Here is an 18,359-nt window from a genome sequence, read left to right on the forward strand (position 1 = left end):
ACGCAATACAAATTTGAGATGAGGTAAGTGATGACTACGACGAATAATACAAAATCTAATTTAACAAATAATCAATTAAATCAGGATGCTAATGTTAAGCAGAGTTTAACCAATCCTCAAGCTGATGCTAATCAGGCATCAGCCAGCCAAGACCGCACTGCCAATGCTGTATTTGGAAATGATCAGGTGAGTTCACGTCAGGTAGAAGGTTTAACAGATACTGATGAGTTGAGCGAGCAAATGGCAAAGAACGCTGAAGATTTTGATAAAAGCCCGGAAAATGCCTTAAACGAGCAAGGTGCAGCTAACCAGGCCAAAACTGAACAGAATAATGGCAGCGCAGGTAACCAGAAAATCCGCAATGCAGTTGAGCATCTCAATGAAGATAAACTAAAGGATAATGTGCTGGAGCAGGATGAAAGAGGTACAGTAGACATACCCACGCCTGCATCGCCTGATTGATTTAAGCTGTTTAGAATATATTAATTTATAGTTTAAGAATTCATAATAATAACAAAAACAACCAGTTAACCCCACACCATAAATCCCCAAAAATTTATGGTGTTTTTTTTATGTCAAATTTCAGCATGACTTAATAGTCATTATTTTTATGATGCACGATCATTTGTTCGGGTATTTTATAAGTTCTCCTTAATTAACTCATAGTTAAAGAGAGCAATATTTAAAATACGTTTATGGATGAAAACGCATGAAAGCACTTTTCTCCCGCCATTTGCTGGCGGCCGCCATTTTTACCAGTGCGCTTGGACTAACTGCCTGTGGTAGCGACAATGATTCGTCAGATAGCTATCAAAACAGCAGAATTTATTTGAGTGAAACCACCTATAGCCACAATCAGGGTGATTATAAAATTACCAATGCCAATAGCATTAAGGTGATGAGCTATAACATGCCGGGTGTAGCAGGCAAAGATGTAAAAGCAACGGCCATGGTGATGACACCCAAAGGCGAAAAACCGAAGGATGGCTGGCGTGTGGTGGTATGGGCGCATGGGACAGTAGGTGTGGGTGATAGTTGTGCACCCAGCAATAATGAATTTACCAATAACCGCTTTTCAGCCATGGCAGATCAGTTGCTGGCTGAAGGCTACATGATTGTTGCTCCTGATTATGAAGGTCTGGGTACGCCGGGTATTCATCCCTACCTGAATCTGCAAAGTGAAGCCAAATCTGCTATTTATGCAGTCAATGCAGTAAAAGAGCATTATAAGACTGATATTCAGGGCAACTGGATGTCGGTAGGGCAGTCGCAAGGTGGCCATGCGGTACTGGGTATTTCCCAGTATGCAGCCAATGATGCCAGCTATAAGGGTACAGTGGCTGGAGCACCTGCTTCCAGTTTAGGGTATATCATTACTCAGGTTGCACCGACGGCATTACAGAATCTGGTGAATAACGGCCAACCGGAAGTAGCTATTGAAGCCTATGCCGAGCTACTAGCCTATGCAGCGTATACCGCTGTGGGAATTAAAGCTTATCAGCCGGACTTTGATTATCAGGCGCTATTTTCTGAACGTGCTGCCAAAGTTGCTGTCAATGCAGAAGGAACGACGGGCGAAAATGGAATTTGTCTGACTGACCTGCATAATCAATTTGCGGCAGATATCCGTAGTTACCTGAGCACTAACCCTAACCAGACGGTGCTGAATTATCCTGGATTGGACACTACAGAATTTGCCAATAACCAGACACTGCAAAAATTCCTGGCGAATACCCAGCCTGCTACCAAAAAACTGAATACACCTACCCTGATTATTCAGGGTACACTGGACATGGCTGTACCATTCGCGGTGACGCAGTCCCTCGTAGAAGGTCAGGTAAAATTGGGTTCAACTATTGACTTCCAGCCAGTGGTAGGTGCATCTCATACACAGGCGATTGTTGAAAAACGGCCTGAACTGGTTGCCTTTATTAAAAAGTACATGCCAGCGCAATAAGCAGGTGTGCTGTACGTTTGCCCAATGCAGGCGTGCAGCAGTTTCAACCTATAATGAAGAAATATCAGTCTGATAAAAATTAAACTTCGTGTTAAACTGTAGCGCGTTTTATTTGCCTTTGCCCAAAAAGCCCTTTATTGATAGGTAGAGTTTGCCATGTTTGCCAATATTTCCATTGCTGAGTTTGATCCAGAACTGGCCCAGGCCATCAGCGCCGAAGATCAACGTCAGGAAAACCACATTGAGCTGATTGCTTCTGAAAATTATTGTTCACCTGCCGTCATGGAAGCTCAAGGGACCAAGCTTACCAATAAATATGCAGAAGGCTATCCGGGCAAGCGCTACTATGGCGGTTGTGAGCATGTTGATGTGATTGAACAACTGGCGATTGACCGTGCCAAGCAACTGTTTGGTGCTGATTATGCCAACGTACAGCCGCATGCCGGTTCGCAGGCCAACAGTGCCGTATTTCTGGCACTGCTGAATGCTGGTGACACTGTACTGGGCATGAGTCTTGCGCATGGTGGTCACCTGACGCATGGTGCCAAGGTTAACTTTTCTGGCAAAAGCTACAATGCTGTGCAATATGGCTTAAATTGTGACACTGGCGAAATCGACTATGAAGAAGTTGAGCGTCTGGCACTGGAACACAAGCCAAGAATGATTATTGCCGGGTTTTCTGCCTACAGCCGTGTGGTGGACTGGCAGCGTTTCCGTGATATTGCCGACAAGGTTGGCGCATACCTGATGGTAGACATGGCGCATGTGGCAGGTCTTGTGGCGGCTGGGGTCTATCCAAGTCCGGTTCAAATTGCCGATGTGACGACTACCACCACTCATAAAACCCTGCGTGGCCCACGTTCCGGTTTGATTCTGGCCAAAGCCAACGAAGAAATTGAGAAAAAGCTGCAATCTGCAGTATTCCCGGGCAATCAGGGTGGCCCGCTGATGCATGCGATTGCCGCCAAGGCAGTATGCTTTAAAGAAGCCATGAGCCCTGAGTTCAAAACCTACCAGCAACAAGTGGTTAAAAATGCTCAGGCTATGGCCAAAGTGCTGGTTGAACGCGGTTATGACATCGTATCCAGTGGCACCGATAACCATTTGTTCCTGCTGTCCCTGATCAAGCAGGACATTACCGGTAAGGAAGCGGATGCGTGGCTGGGCCAAGCACACATTACGGTGAATAAAAACGCTGTACCAAATGATCCACGCTCTCCATTTGTGACTTCCGGCATCCGTATTGGTACGCCAGCTGTCACTACACGTGGTTTTGGTGAAGCTGAAGTGACTGCTTTGGCGGGCTGGATTGCTGACATTCTGGACAGCAAGGGTGATGAAACAGTCATTACTGAAGTTGCTCAGAAAGTGGCTGCTGTTTGTGCCAAATTCCCGGTCTATGCCCAGTAAAAAGTTTTGGGTTCTGCTTGTTAAATAATCATCAGCAGACCCACTCATAAATTGCTATGATAAAAAGCGCTTTCTGATGAAGGCGCTTTTTTATTGGACTGTGTAAAAAACCTGCGGAAAACAAGCAATGCAAATTGAACAGCTTTACCTGGGCAAACTCACTCACTGGGAAGCCAAAAACCAGAATACCGGTATTTTTAAGCAACCTGTTGACGCTGCTTATGTGAGTAAAGAGGGGCTTGTGGGTGATGTTCAGGCAGACCGGCGTTTTCATGGCGGGCCGGAAAAGGCATTGCATCAGTTTGCCCAGTCCAGCTATGACAAAATTGTAGAAGGCTACCCGGAGCTGAGCGGCATTGCGGTTAAAGGCACCATTGGTGAAAACTTTAGTTGCGCTGGCATGACAGATGACAATGTGTTTATTGGTGATATTTACCAGTTTGGCACGGCAGTCATTCAGGTGGCACAACCGCGCAACCCGTGCTGGAAAATTAACTATCGCTACAATGTCGAGCTGCTATCTAACTTTATTGCCGAGCATGCCATTTCCGGCTGGTATTACCGTGTGCTGCAAGAAGGCGAGGTTAGGATAGGTGATCAGATGGTTTTGCTGGAACGGCCTAACCATCTTATTTCCAATTCAGGCTTGCTACATTTGTTAAACCAGCAGCAGCCTGCCTTACTGGCGCTGGAAGCGGCACGCGAATGTGCAGGCTTAAATACCGACTGGATCAAGCGGATTGAAAGCCGGATCAAGCATCTGGCTAAAGCGGGATAACTAAAATACGATTACTAGTAAAAGATAACTAGAACAGAATCACCAGGACAGGCGAATTGATGCTTAATCAAAATTATTGAGAAAATATTTAGCTTATATTTTAAAAACTCATTGAAAACAGTGCAGTGCATCTCCATATTTTAAGGTTAAGCCAAATCATAAAATTCTTGACAAAATAAAAAAACTATTTTTCTGCTCTTGAAAAAGCAAAAAAACAACGCATCTTAGAGACATGGTTTTACACAATGTATTTCAGAGTTTGCCGGGGATTCCCGGCAGCGGAGGACAACAATAATGCGTTTTGAAAAATTTACCGATCGACTACAACAGGCATTATCCAATGCCCAGTCTTTGGCAGCGGGTCGGGATCATACGGGGATTGAGGCGTTTCATATTCTGGCAACCCTGCTGGAAGAACCCAGCAATCTCAGTTTATTGCAACAGGCCGGTGCCAATGTCAGCACTGTGCAAAGCAAACTTGAACAGGCCTTAAATGATGCCCCCAAGCTGGCTACGCCAACCGGTGATGTCAACCTGACGCCTGAAGCAGTGCGAATTTTAAATCTGGCGGATAGCTACGCCCAAAAAGCAGGCGATGACTATATTTCCAGCGAATGGGTATTACAGGCCTTAAGTGAGCAAGGTTCCAGCAAGAAAATTATAGAAGCAGCCGGTGCAGACAGCAAAAAACTGCGTGGCGTGATTGAACAAATTCGAGGTAATGAAAAAGTGACCAGCAATAACCATGAAGACCAGCGTGAAGCGCTCAGTAAATATACCATCGACCTGACTGAACGTGCCTTGAGTGGCAAACTCGATCCTGTGATTGGCCGTGATGATGAAATCCGCCGTACCATTCAGGTGCTGGCACGCCGTACCAAAAACAATCCGGTGCTCATTGGCGAGCCGGGTGTGGGTAAAACCGCCATCGTGGAAGGTTTGGCCCAGCGTATTGTCAATGGCGAAGTCCCAGAAGGCCTGAAAAACAAGAAAGTGCTGTCACTGGATTTGGGCGCGTTGATTGCAGGCGCCAAATTCCGTGGCGAATTTGAAGAACGCCTAAAAGCAGTGCTCAAAGACCTATCCAAACAGGAAGGGCAGGTCATTCTGTTTATTGATGAATTGCACACCATGGTTGGCGCAGGTAAAGCCGATGGTGCCATGGATGCCGGTAATATGCTCAAGCCTGCACTGGCACGTGGTGAGCTGCATTGTGTGGGCGCAACCACGCTGGATGAATATCGCCAGTATATTGAAAAAGACGCGGCACTGGAACGTCGTTTCCAGAAAGTACTGGTGGATGAGCCCAGTGTGGCCGATACCATTGCCATTTTGCGTGGGTTAAAAGAGCGCTATCAATTGCATCACAATGTGGAAATTGAAGACTCTGCAATTATTGCCGCCGCCCGCATGTCGCATCGCTACATTACGGATCGCAAACTGCCGGATAAAGCCATTGATTTAATTGATGAAGCTGCCAGCCGCTTGCGTATGGAAATGGATTCCAAGCCAGAAGCCATTGATAAGGTAGAACGCCGTCTGGTTCAGCTCAAGATGGAATATGAAGTGATCAAGCATGATGAGCATGCAACGGCCCAGCAAAAACAGCTGACTGCCCAGATTGAGCAACTGGAAAAAGAAAAAGCCGATATGCTGGAAGTCTGGCAGGCTGAAAAAGCCATCGTCCAAGGTGCACAGGGTTTCCGTGAAGAACTGGACAATGCCAAGATTGCCTATGCCAAGGCCGAACGGGACAGTGATATTGCCGAAATGTCACGCCTGAAATATAGCGTGATTCCGGAGCTGGAAAAGAAAATTGCCAGTGCCGAACAGGCTGAAGATCAGGAACAGGGCAAGTTTAAGCTGCTGCGAACCAAGGTGACTGACAATGAAATTGCTGAAGTAGTTAGTGCCGCAACCGGCATTCCCGTATCCAAAATGATGCAGGGCGAACGGGAAAAGCTGCTCAATATGGAAACATTCCTGCATAAGCGGGTCGTAGGACAGGATGAAGCGGTAGTGGCCGTATCAAATGCTGTACGCCGCTCACGTGCGGGCTTGTCTGACCCAAACCGTCCCAGTGGTTCATTTTTATTCTTGGGGCCAACTGGTGTAGGTAAAACCGAGTTGACCAAGGCACTAGCCAACTTCCTGTTTGATAATGATGACGCCATGATCCGCATTGACATGAGCGAGTTTATGGAAAAGCATTCTGTTAGCCGTTTGGTGGGTGCACCTCCGGGCTATGTGGGTTATGAAGAAGGCGGTACTTTAACAGAGGCTGTTCGTCGCAAGCCGTATAGTGTGGTGCTGCTGGATGAGGTGGAAAAAGCTCATCCCGATGTGTTTAACATTCTGCTGCAAGTGCTGGATGATGGCCGCTTAACCGACTCACAGGGTCGGGTGGTGGACTTTAAAAATACGGTGATTGTGATGACGTCCAACCTGGGTTCACAGGCAATTCGTGAGCTGGGTAATGAAGCGCCTGCGGATGAAGTCAAAGCAGCGGTCATGGCAGCAGTCGGTGAGCATTTCCGCCCGGAATTTATCAACCGGATTGATGAAGTGGTAGTGTTCCATAGCCTGGGTAAATCGCAGATTCGGGGCATTGCCGATATTCAGCTGGATCGCCTGCGTGCACGTTTACATGAGCGGGAAATTGGCCTGCAACTGGATGATTCAGCCTTTGATGAGCTGGTACAGGTGGGCTATGATCCGGTGTTTGGCGCCCGTCCTTTGAAACGCGCCATCCAGTCTGAAATTGAAAATCCGTTAGCGCAGCGCATTTTGTCCGGTGAGTTTCAGGCCGGTGACCAGATTGAAGTCAAGCGTGAAGGAAATGGTCTGGCTTTTGAGAAAGTGAAGTTCCATTAATTCACTTTCTGGGTTATTAACTTAAAAAAATAGCCTCTGTTAGCTATGTGACAGGGGCTTATTTATTGACCAAAATTGGTGAATTTATTGGCATTTTTTGTCATTTTTTGCTTAAAAAAATAAAAATATGACGTTATGGCTTACTGGCTTGTAAGCTATTTCTCATTGTGCGTGAATGCAGAGTGTGGAAAACTTCCAGTCCTCGCTTCGCTGACATCTCTATTTCCGCATAAAAATTTAGGGTTGAGGGAAATTCAGGTGGACGAAAGCATGTTCGAGGATAATTAACGTCATGTCAAAACTATTGAAACATTGATAGAGATTAAAGGCATATTCCTTAAGGGCGCAATTAGCCAATATAAATAATATGCTTATCCTTCGTTAAATATCCGATTTTAAAAAACCTGTGTTCCAAGTAGAACCATTGTAGGATCGGTCAATATGAAATTTTTTAAACTGCCTAAACCTGAATTAAAAGCCAAATTCCAAAAAGTGGAACAGTTTTCAGTACAAGACCTTAGAATCATGTACAGCATCTATGAAAAATATTATGAAAACACCAGCTTTGATATTTTCCAGCATGATTTCCATAAAAAAACCGGTGCTTTTATTATCCGCCACCCTGATACAAACCGCATTGTGGGTTTTTCCACACTCATGAAATGTGATATTAAAGCCGGTGACAAAACCTATCATGCGCTATTTAGCGGCGATACAGTCATTGAAAAGGAATTCTGGGGCACTCGGGCCTTGCAGCGTGCCATGTACATTTACCTGATCACGGAAAAAGTAAAGCATCCGACTGAGCCTGTGTACTGGATGCTGATTTCCAAAGGCTTTAAAACCTATTTACTACTGGCCAATAACTTCTTTACCTACTATCCGCACTTCAAGGGTAAAAACCAGCGCCTGTCTGGCATTGTCGACAGCTACTGCCGCCAGTATTTTAGCGATTATTATGATCCTGCCAGCAAAATTCTTAACTTTGGCAATGATTATCAGCCATTAAAGGAAAGTGTTGCGCCGATTACTGAGATCATGCGTAGCACCAACCCCAAAATAAAATTCTTTGAAGAGCGCAATCCAAACTGGGTGCAAGGTACAGAGCTGCCGTGTGTCGGCGAAATTACCTGGCAGGAAATTGCCAAGTATGCACAACGGTTTATTACCAAGCCGATTAGCCAGGGCAAGCTGGATGCCTTATTGGCAAATAAAACCCAGTCGGTATAAGCCATGAATCTGTTTGCGCAAGTAAGCCATCAGGCACTGGCGCTGGTTTGCCGCAAGGCTGACCAGCGCTTTAGCAGTCAGCGACAAAAACTGGAGCAGGTACAGCGCAAAAAGCTGGCTAAAATCCTCAAGCAGCTTCATCTGCCCAAAACACCACAGCGCATCAAAAACTATGAAAGCTTTGCTGCACAGTTACCATTAACCCGTTACAGTGACTGGAAACCCCAGATTGAACAGATGCGGCAGGGTAGTCAGGGCCTGAGCCGCAGTAAGCTGGTTCGTTATCAGCCGACCAGTGGCTCCAGTGAAAGTATCAAGTTTATTCCCTATTATCAGGATTTTTTAGACGAGCTGGACGCTGCAATTGGTCCATGGTTAAGCAGCATGTATCGCCTGCATCCCAAGCTCAAGCAAGGTTCGCATTACTGGTCGATTTCATGGCTGCCGGAAAGCCAGCGCCATCTGCTCACTGATGCTAACCTTAATGATGATAGCGTCTTACTGGACTGGGGCAAACGCATTCTAAGCCAGTATACGCAAGCCGTGCCGTCAGACGTGGCCTTTGCAGGTAATGCTGATGATGCACTGTTTGCAACCTTATGTTATCTGGTGGCTGATGCCCACCTGAGTATGCTGTCAGTCTGGAGCCCTACCTTTGCCCTGCAATTACTGGACAATATGCCGTTATGGGGTGCAGACATTGTACAGGTGTTAAGAACGGGTAGCTGGGGTCAGCGGCAGAACTCGCTGGCGCAGGTTAAAGTGCCTAAATCACGGCGCCGTGCCCAGATACTAGAACGTCTGTTAACCAAACCGCTTATGGACTGGCAGGCCTTATGGCCCAACCTGTGTCTGGTGTCCTGCTGGGATACTGCAGGCGCGAAGGCATGGGCACAGCAACTGCAAACACGCTTGCCATTTTCTGGCTTTGAGGGCAAGGGACTATGGGCCACCGAGGGCGTGGTGACCATTCCTTATGATGGCTATTATCCACTGGCGTATCAAAGCCATTTTTATGAATTTGAAAATCTGACCACCGGTAAAATTGTGCCAAGCTGGGCGCTAAAGCGTGGTGATGAAGTCAGCCCCATATTAACCACTGGCAGTGGCCTGATGCGTTATTGTATGGATGATCATCTGGTAGTAAGCGACTTTTATGGCAGCTTGCCGTGCTTTACCTTCAAGGGCCGCCGTTTTGGAGTGGATCTGGTGGGAGAGAAGCTTGATCCCAGCGCTGCCATGCATACCTTACAAAGCGCTGCGCAAACCGTCCAGCATTGCAAGCCCGTTTCACTGCTGGCGATTGATACCGAAGGGCAGGCCAAGCCTTACTACCTGGCAGTGTTTGAAGGTACTCAACAAAATCAGCCCTGTGCTGCCTTTGTGGACAATCACCTCAAGCAAAATTTCCATTATGAGCTGGCACGTAATCTGGGCCAGCTCGCGCCAGCACAGGCAATTTGTGTGGATGACGGCTGGCATTACTATAAACAGCTAGCCATGCAGAGCGGCATGATTGAAGGCAATATCAAGCCTGAACCACTCAAGAAAATACATATCAGTGCACTAAAAAATACCAGCATACCGGCTGAACTATAAACCTGCTGAATGGTAAAAGGATATAAATCATGATTGATGCGACTGCTGAGACGCTGGCCGAATCCATAACCCAGCCCGAAATCGAAATCTACAGAACCAAAGCAGTTGAAGGCTTACATATTCGGCCTGCACATCCTGGGGATGACCATCAACTGGTCAGGCTAATTGCCGAATCCATGCCGTCCAACGGCGTGTTGCTGTCGTTTGAACGCTATCCCAGCTATTTTAAAGCCACGCAGACCCAATACGAGCAGCCGCGTGTTCTGGTGATGGTTGCTGATGAGCAGCCTGAAAAAATTCTGGCAATGTTTAACCTGGGAACCCGTAACTGCTTTATTAACGGCATTGTTAAACCATTGCGCTATGTGGGCGACTTGCGGATTGGCAAAACCACGCGGGGCAAGGGTCTGATTAACCTGTTGATGAGCTATGTTAAAAATTGCTTGCCACTGGATGAGGTGTATCAAACCGTCATTTTGAATGACAATGTGGTTGCCCGTAAGGTATTGCATGAAAACCGTCCAGGTGTTCCGGCACATTATGTGGCGGATCAGGTAGAAACCCATACCCTTACCGGATTCAAGGTTAAAAAGGAACTCAACCGTAATTTGTCTGTCGCCAATATGACGCGCGGTGACATCAGTGCGGTAAACCGCTTTATCCATCATATGGCTGATTACTATAACTTTTTACCAGCCTATGACTTTAAGGGACTGGTGGCACAAGACCCTTACTGGACTGGCCTAAGCACTAATGATTTTTATATTGTAAAACGCGGTGGACAGATTGTCGGGCTGTTTGGCTTATGGAATCAAAAGCCGTTTAAGCAAACCCGGATTGCCGATTATAGCAAACTCATTGCGTTTGTGCGTCCGGTTTACAATTACTGGGCAAAACTGAGCCATCAGTTACGTTTGCCTCAAAAGGGCGATACGCTAAATTACATGATGCTGCATTCTTTATTATGTAATCCTTATGATAATGATTTATTTGAAAATATTTTGAGAATAGCGCACCAGAAAACATGCGAGCGAAAATGCTATGCGCTGTGCTTTACACTGGCCGAGAATGATCCACGACGTGATTGCAGCAAAGCCATTATTAGCCAAAAAGTACAGGCAATACATGCGTTTCACTGTTTTAAGGATAATCCATTAAAGCAGTTTGATGCCAAGCGAATCAGTTATCTGGAGTGTGGTCGCATCTAAAGGTTAAGGCAGAATGACACTCATCGTAATGTGATTGAAGTTTGTGCAACAAGTTGCTACAGTGAAATTAATTACAAAAAATGGGAAGTCAGACTAAATGCTAAGGCTGCTTGTATCCCCTGTTTCTCAAGCTGATGATAGCAAGAAACTTTTCTTCAAAAATAGCACTTTTAACTTAAGTGTTACAGGCTTGGGTATTGCAGGTGCGGGCATTGCTTTGCTAATCAGCACGGCTAGCTATGCTGCAACACCGCTGAACGATATAGAGCTGACCAATAACTTCCTGCAAAATAACATTCCTGTTTCACAGCTGGCGCTGGATCAATTGCAGAGTGCTGGCCCTACGCCTGAGCAAACCGAGCAGCAGCTTCAGGCCATTGACCAGAATGATCGCATCAATAACGTATTTGCCGATCTGGTACGGGCTACGGGCATTTCAAATATTCAGGTTTCCCTGAACAAGAAAGACCGTGAAATCAACTATACAACCAATAATCCCTTGTTTGGGCTTGATATTTTAAATGAAATTGCCGTAAATGATTTTGGTTCAGAACCATTTAGCTGGCGCTGGACTGGAAATTTTAATCAGATATTTGATTTAAGCCAGATCAATAGCATTTATTTCGATCATTCAACTGGTAGTTATGAGTTGAATAATATTCAGGGCATTGTTGAGATTGAGGCTTCGACCTATCAAGGTAATGAAGAATCCAGAAAATTCCGCCGTGATTACCATGTTTTCTAGTTAATCAATGTCTTTATAAAAGCCTAAAAATAAAAGCCCAGATCACAGAATACTGGGCTTTTGTTTTTTCAAGATTTTAAATATAAGTGGCTAAATAAAACTTTTAACCACAAATTCTTCATTACAAATGACGAAGACGCCATGCACGATGGATTTTATGGTTCCGCTTGAAATCAAAGCCAATGGTTTTATCGGTAATTTCCTGCACCTCAAAACGGGCAGTTAACTCTTCATCCAACTCAAACTTTTGGAAGTTGTTGGAAAAATATAACGTTCCACCATTACTCAGACGATTCATGGCACGCTTGATGAGTGAGGCATGGTCGCGCTGCACATCAAAAGTGCCGTGAAACTTCTTGGAATTGGAAAACGTTGGCGGATCAATAAAAATCAGGTCATAAGTTTCATGGCCTTCCTTAAGCCACTCAAACACATCGGCTTCAAAAAACTGGTGCTGCTGGTCGGCATGGTCAACCGTTAAACCATTTAAAGCAAAGTTCTGCTTTGACCAGTTCAGGTAGGTATTGGACAAATCCACGCTGGTGGTACTGGCCGCGCCACCAACTGCCGCATGCACGCTGGCTGTTGAGGTGTAGCTATACAGGTTTAAAAAATGCTTGCCTTTGGCCTCGGCTGCAATACGCAAGCGCATGGGACGATGATCCAGAAACAAGCCTGTATCCAGATAATCGGTGAGATTCACATAAACCCGGATGTTGCCTTCCTGCACGATAAAGCGCTTGCTAACTTCACTTTGCTTTTCGTACTGGGTAATACCTTTTTGTCTGGCGCGGGTTTTAATAAAGACTTTTTCACGCGGTAAGCCAAGTACCTGGCGAATAGCTGCTAATGCCAAGTTAAAACGCTTTTTGGCTTTTTCCGGGTCGATGCTTTTGGGTGGCGCGTATTCCTGAACGTGCAAATTGTCATCGTATAAATCCACCACCAGATTAAAGTCGGGCAGGTCTGCATCATACAGACGCAGACAGCTGACATTGTCGCGTAAGGCCTGTTTTTTCAGGTTGCTGATATTTTTTTGCAAGCGATTGGCAAAATCCTGTGCCCCTTCAATTTCGACGGGTGTGGCTTGCCAATTGGCTAAAAAGGGTGGTTTGTCCAGCTTGTTAATGACAACACCTGTGCGTACATAAATCGGCAAATTACCATTCATCAGGCGCAAGGTTTGGGTATTTTCAAATGGCAATACGTCAGCCTGTTCGACATGCGACGCTAAAATAGCAGCCTGCTGGTGCGGCAAAAACTTTTGCAGTTGAAAGCTTAAGCCCTGATATAACGCACGGTTGCTGGCTTTATCGCCCAGACGTTCGCCATAGGGTGGATTAGTAACAATAAAGGATTTTCTATTTTCCAGCTGAAAGTCAGGCCAGTCAGCCAGTACCCGTTCTTCAATCTTGATATGGGGCAGCAAGTTTTCAAAGCCTGCTGCAATAATGTTTTGCCGGGTGGCTTTTACTGCATCCCAGTCGGCATCATAAGCATAAAATTGGGGTAGTGGTTGTTGCAAAGCAGTTTCATGGCGCTGCTCGGCTTCAGCTTTAAGCTGCTGCCATAGGGTATTGTCATGGCCATGCCAGCCCATAAAACCAAAGTGCCGCTGGATACCGGCCGCACGAGCTGTTTTTATCATCAGGGCTTCAATGATAAAGGTTCCAGAACCGCACATCGGATCAATAAACACATCAAAAGAATTTTTGTTCCAGCCAGCCAGTCGTAAAATGGCAGCGGCCAGATTTTCCTTGATAGGGGCGTCGGTCATGTAGCGGCGATAACCGCGACGGTGCAGGCTGTCCCCTGATAAGTCCAGACAGAATGTGTGGGCAAACTTGCCAGCCAGCACAAACAGGGTAATTTCAGGTTGTTTGGTATCAATGCTAGGGCGGCGGCCCTGCGCTTCCATAAAGCTGTCCACCACGCCATCTTTGGCGCGTAAGGTAGCAAATTGTGGATTGACCTTGATTTCACGCTCGGTTTGCAAGCGAATGGCAAAAGTACTGCTGGGCGAGAAGATCAGTGACCAGTCAAAGCTTGACGCACCTTCATAAATTTCTTCGGCAACATCCCGCGCATCATGGGTTTTTTCAAGTTCATAGTGATGGATGGGCAACAACACACGTGAGGCCAGCCGTGACCACAGGCAAATACGATAGGCTGTTTCCAGCGTACCCTGAATAATAATCCGGCCTGCTTTTTTTTCTGTAATACTGGCACCCTGGTTTTGAATAAGCTCCTGTAACTCCTCAACCAGCAGGTTTTCCAGACCATCGGCACAGGTTACCCAGTAAGTATTAAGGCGGGAAGATTGAGTCATGAAATTATCCGAAAAACAGCACAAGCATTAATTGGGCAATAGTTTACCTGATTAACCAGCGAAGTGAGTGTTTTTTAAATAAGACAGCTAGGGAGGCGAGAGTGTTTTTTGCTAGGATAGTGGTTCTATAAAAATGATGGTCAAATGAATGAATGTTTTTAAAAAATTAGTGCAATTATCTTTAATAAATACGTTAGCTTTATTGTCTGCTTGTGGTGGCGGATCAGATGGTTCAGATCAATATTTGCCTGCTGGCAAAAAGTTAACAACAGTCCAGCAATTTAATACGAGTGATGGCAATCGCTTGGAGCAAACTGCCGAGTATCAATTGAGTTATACTAATGGCAGGCTAAACCGGATTAATGTATTTGATTCCAGTGGGACTGATAATACATGGGGCACTAGTGACGATAATCTATATAGTTATATTACTTGTGAGTTTTCTGGTCACCTGAATCAGCCTTTGCGCGATCCGGCTTTGGAGTTTTATATGCCTAATCCTATGCAAAGCAGTGTTACTGGAAGTATTTTAATAACTAGCTTGGGAATTAAACCTTATGGACGAAGCTTATGTTCATTAGGTTATAACGCGGATATTAGTTTTAAGGAGCAGGAATTTATTCCCAAATTGGATAATGCAGATAAACCATTTTTTATTCGTGAATGGCAAGCTGATCAGATTCAAGGACAGATTGTTAAAACTCAGAATATTACCTATGGCCCAGTATCAAAGCAAAATATAATTGATAATGAAGATTGCTCAAGTAGTGTATGTGATCAAGCATTCCTGGGTTTTCAAAATGGTAGAAATCAATACCAGTATTTAGATGAAAATTATCTTGCCGATATAAAAGATAAAAAACTTTATGAATATACTCAGCAGGATGGCCAACTAAAGACGGTTAATATTTATCAGTATGGCGCGACTCCGGAGAAAGCTATGGAAAATGTTGGGGCGCTGGAAAAGCTGGGTAGCCTTACCTATGAATATGAAAAAAATCAGGTCAATATCTGTACGAAAAATAGTGAGGGTTTGGTAGAGAGCTTCTCAATTAATATTTATGAGGATAAAAAAATCAAGCAAATTGATGAGTATGCATCAGTAAGTTGTGCTGCTGAAGACGTAGTGCAAAAGCGTTTAATTTATAATTATCAATAATAGTGTTGATCTTGATGTAATAATTTTGAGTTGCCAGTGTCATACGCTATGTAATAGCACTGGCAGCTTTTTATAAAACAATTCGCCAAAAATTAATTATTTTTAGAGTAAACTAGCGCCGTGTTTGCACCCACCGTTTATACAGGCCTTGTTTTATGCATCTTGCTGCCTTGCACACCTTGAGCCAGATCCAGTTAAACCAGTATGGCAACCTGCGCCATTTCCTGAGTATTGAAGGCTTATCACAACAACATCTCATCAATATTCTGGAAACCGCTGAAACCTTTCTGGGTGAAAATGGCCAGATTATCAACCGTCCATTGCTGGAAGGCCGAACGGTGATGAACCTGTTTTTTGAGCCATCTACCCGCACGCGCACGACGTTTGAAGTGGCCGCTAAACGATTGTCTGCCAATGTGTTAAACATTGACATGCAGCAATCCAGTACCAAAAAGGGCGAAACCCTGCGTGATACGCTGTGGAATCTGGAAGCCATGGCCGCCGACATGTTCGTGATCCGGCACTGGGCTTCAGGTGCAGCGCATTTTATGGCGCAAAGTGTGTGCCCGGATGTGGCGATCATTAATGGGGGCGATGGCCGTCACTCGCATCCGACCCAAGGCATGCTGGATATGCTGACCATTCGCCGTCATGCCGGCAAGCCATTTTCTGAACTGACAGTTGCCATTATTGGTGATATCAAGCATTCACGGGTGGCCCGTTCTGATATTGAAGCCTTGCAGACGCTAGGTGCCAGGGAAATACGTGTGATTGCACCCAAAACCTTGCTGCCGACAGGCATTGAAGAGTTTGGCGTGACTGTATTTGAGGATATGGACAAGGGTGTAGAAGGCTGTGATGTGCTGATTGCCCTGCGTATTCAAAATGAACGGATTGGCTCGCCGTTGCTGGCGTCCAGCGAAGAGTTTTATAAGTTATACGGATTGTCAGAAGCAAGGGTGCAACGTGCTGCGCCCAATGCTTTGGTTATGCATCCGGGTCCCATGAACCGTGGCGTGGAAATTGCCTCCAACGTGGCGGATGGCCCGCAGTCCCTGATTTTAAAACAGGTCAACTATGGTATTGCCGTACGTATGGCAGTGCTGGCGTTAAGCATGCAGGGACAGCTTGAGGCCAAAGGTCTGCTGGCCAATGATCTATTGGCGAATGATTTAATCAATAGTAACCTGTTTAATGGTTTGGTTTAGGAGTCTGGTACAGTGATCGAAATCAGCAATGTGCGCGTACTGGATGTGATGAACCAGACTGACAGCGTTAAAACGGTTTATGTGCAAAATGGTAAGCTGCTGGCAGATGCTGCTGGTCAGGAAATTGGCCAGCGTATTGATGGGCAAGGTAAGTGGCTCATGCCTGCCCTGGTGGACTTATGCGCGCGTCTGCGTGAACCGGGTCAGCAGCAGCATGGCACTTTAAAAACGGAAGGACAAGCGGCACGTGCTGCCGGTTTTTTGCATGTGATATTGCCACCAGATACCAAGCCTGTGCAGGATAGCGGTGCGCTGCTTCGAGGCTTGCGTGAAAAAGCCTTTAATGATGGTGGAATTTATCTGCATATTATTGGGGCACAAACCAAGGGTCTGGAAGGCAATCAACCGGCCAATATGGCCAGTCTCAAGCAGGGTGGCTGTATTGCGGTGAGTAATGTGCGTGCGGCCTTTGCCGATGATGATGTGCTGTTGCGCACGCTGGAATATGCAGCCAGTCTGGGTTTAAAGGTATTTTTCTATCCCGAAGAACATTCACTGGCCAAAGATGGTTATGTGCATGATGGCTTTACCGCATCACGTCAGGGCTTAACCGGTATTCCCGCCATTGCGGAAACCGTGGCACTGGCCAAGCAATTGCTGATGGTTGAGGCCACAGGCGTACAAGCGCATTTTAGTCTGCTGTCCTGTGGTGCTTCGGTTGAGTTGATCAAGGCTGCCAAAGCCAAAGGTTTGCCAGTGACAGCTGATGTGGCCATGCACCAGCTACATTTAACCGATGAAACCATTGATGGCTTTAATTCACTGGCGCATGTGCGTCCGCCGCTACGCAGTGAAGCAGACTGTCAATTATTACGTCAGGGTGTTGCCAATGGTGTGATTGATGCGATTTGTTCGCACCATGAGCCTTTATCGGCATCGGCCAAGCTGGCCCCATTTGCAGAGACCGAAGCCGGTATTTCCAGTGTAGATACGTTTATGGCACTGGCTGCAGCGCTGGTTCATCAAGACTTACTCACGCCATTGCAACTCGCCACCCGTATTAGTCAGAATCCGGCGCAAATTGCTGGAATTGAACGCCAGTGGCAGGATATTGGCGGCTGGGTGCTGGTTGATCCAGAACTAGAGTGGACTGTTAGTAATGACCAGTTCCAGTCACAGGGTAAAAATACCCCATTTCTGGGTGCTAAAGTGAAAGGGAAAACCCAGCAACTATTTGTTTAAAGCTGTCATCAAAAAATACGAGAGGCATGGCAGATACTTTATAAAATAAATTATAGGGTATTTGCCACAGCTTCCAGTTGTTTGGCACATTGCGTCCAGCCTTCCACAAAGCCCATGCTTTCATGGCGTTGTTTGTCTTCACTGTTTTTATGCATCACATGCACATGATAACCTGTTACGTTCTCATGGTTACTCAGGCGAATCTGCACGCTCATAAATGACTGTTCTGCTGGCCGAAAATCAGTAGATAAGGCATCAGTCCAGCCTAATATTTCAGGTTCACACACTTGGGTAAAACAGCCAGAATTGGGATATTGTGCGCCATCAGGCGATTGCATCAGGGTAAAAAACTCGCCGCCACAGCGCAGGTCAACCCGGCAATCCGGTGTGGTATAAGGATGCGGGGCAAACCATTGCTTGATGAGTTCCGGCTGGGTTAGGGCTTGCCAGACTTTTTCGCGGGGGGCTGCAATTACCAAATCTAATGTTAAATCAAGGTCTTTATTGACTGGGCTATTGTTGTGTAAATTGTTCAGATTATTGGGCATGAGATCATTCCTTGTTTGTTTTAAACCAGATTAGCATATCGGATGAGCTATTTTAATTGTATAAAAAGTTTA

General features: G+C 45.8%; 14 protein-coding genes. 12 read left to right on the forward strand and 2 right to left on the reverse strand.

Going from position 1 to position 18,359, the window contains the following annotated elements:
- Positions 1–30: 30 nt before the first annotated feature.
- The 9 genes from Q337_RS0101860 to Q337_RS0101900 all read left to right on the forward strand — a co-directional run bounded on the left by Q337_RS0101860 (position 31) and on the right by Q337_RS0101900 (position 11,801).
- On the forward strand, positions 31–462 hold the full coding sequence (locus Q337_RS0101860) for a hypothetical protein (protein WP_026470134.1): 432 nt from the start codon (positions 31–33) through the stop codon (positions 460–462).
- 247 nt (positions 463–709) lie between these two features.
- Entirely contained in the window at positions 710–1,957 is a 1,248-nt protein-coding gene (locus tag Q337_RS0101865) for an alpha/beta hydrolase family protein (RefSeq protein ID WP_026470135.1), read from the forward strand.
- 156 nt (positions 1,958–2,113) lie between these two features.
- A complete protein-coding gene (gene glyA, locus Q337_RS0101870) occupies positions 2,114–3,367 on the forward strand; it encodes a serine hydroxymethyltransferase (protein WP_026470136.1) in 1,254 nt (417 codons plus the stop codon).
- Positions 3,368–3,494: 127 nt separating this feature from the next.
- Positions 3,495–4,145, forward strand: coding sequence for an MOSC domain-containing protein (locus Q337_RS0101875; RefSeq protein ID WP_026470137.1), 651 nt, complete (start codon positions 3,495–3,497; stop codon positions 4,143–4,145).
- A gap of 294 nt (positions 4,146–4,439) precedes the next feature.
- On the forward strand, positions 4,440–7,019 hold the full coding sequence (gene clpB, locus Q337_RS0101880) for an ATP-dependent chaperone ClpB (protein WP_026470138.1): 2,580 nt from the start codon (positions 4,440–4,442) through the stop codon (positions 7,017–7,019).
- Between the two features lie 441 nt (positions 7,020–7,460).
- The gene (locus tag Q337_RS16420) at positions 7,461–8,249 is read left to right on the forward strand and encodes a hypothetical protein (RefSeq protein ID WP_051526484.1); all 789 of its coding nucleotides are present in this window, start codon (positions 7,461–7,463) and stop codon (positions 8,247–8,249) included.
- Positions 8,250–8,252: 3 nt separating this feature from the next.
- Complete coding sequence (locus Q337_RS0101890; protein ID WP_026470139.1) at positions 8,253–9,848, forward strand: GH3 family domain-containing protein; 1,596 nt, start codon at positions 8,253–8,255, stop codon at positions 9,846–9,848.
- 29 nt (positions 9,849–9,877) lie between these two features.
- Complete coding sequence (locus Q337_RS0101895; protein WP_034279154.1) at positions 9,878–11,056, forward strand: hypothetical protein; 1,179 nt, start codon at positions 9,878–9,880, stop codon at positions 11,054–11,056.
- Positions 11,057–11,153: 97 nt separating this feature from the next.
- On the forward strand, positions 11,154–11,801 hold the full coding sequence (locus Q337_RS0101900; protein ID WP_026470141.1) for a hypothetical protein: 648 nt from the start codon (positions 11,154–11,156) through the stop codon (positions 11,799–11,801).
- 121 nt (positions 11,802–11,922) lie between these two features.
- Here the strand turns inward: Q337_RS0101900 and rlmKL are convergent, their stop codons facing one another.
- Positions 11,923–14,130: a bifunctional 23S rRNA (guanine(2069)-N(7))-methyltransferase RlmK/23S rRNA (guanine(2445)-N(2))-methyltransferase RlmL gene (gene rlmKL / locus Q337_RS0101905; protein ID WP_026470142.1), complete on the reverse strand. Its 2,208-nt coding sequence runs from the start codon at positions 14,128–14,130 to the stop codon at positions 11,923–11,925.
- Positions 14,131–14,278: 148 nt separating this feature from the next.
- Here rlmKL and Q337_RS0101910 point away from each other — a divergent pair, with 148 nt between their 5' ends.
- The 3 genes from Q337_RS0101910 to Q337_RS0101920 all read left to right on the forward strand — a co-directional run bounded on the left by Q337_RS0101910 (position 14,279) and on the right by Q337_RS0101920 (position 17,739).
- Complete coding sequence (locus tag Q337_RS0101910; RefSeq protein ID WP_026470143.1) at positions 14,279–15,289, forward strand: hypothetical protein; 1,011 nt, start codon at positions 14,279–14,281, stop codon at positions 15,287–15,289.
- A gap of 155 nt (positions 15,290–15,444) precedes the next feature.
- On the forward strand, positions 15,445–16,497 hold the full coding sequence (locus Q337_RS16425) for an aspartate carbamoyltransferase catalytic subunit (protein WP_051526485.1): 1,053 nt from the start codon (positions 15,445–15,447) through the stop codon (positions 16,495–16,497).
- A 48-nt stretch (positions 16,498–16,545) separates the two neighbouring features.
- On the forward strand, positions 16,546–17,739 hold the full coding sequence (locus Q337_RS0101920; protein ID WP_051526694.1) for a dihydroorotase: 1,194 nt from the start codon (positions 16,546–16,548) through the stop codon (positions 17,737–17,739).
- A 50-nt stretch (positions 17,740–17,789) separates the two neighbouring features.
- Here Q337_RS0101920 and Q337_RS0101925 read toward each other — a convergent pair whose 3' ends face one another.
- Complete coding sequence (locus Q337_RS0101925; RefSeq protein ID WP_051526486.1) at positions 17,790–18,287, reverse strand: SRPBCC family protein; 498 nt, start codon at positions 18,285–18,287, stop codon at positions 17,790–17,792.
- Between the last annotated feature and the right edge of the window lie 72 nt (positions 18,288–18,359).

The organism is Alkanindiges illinoisensis DSM 15370 (assembly GCF_000619845.1).
Classification (GTDB): domain Bacteria; phylum Pseudomonadota; class Gammaproteobacteria; order Pseudomonadales; family Moraxellaceae; genus Alkanindiges; species Alkanindiges illinoisensis.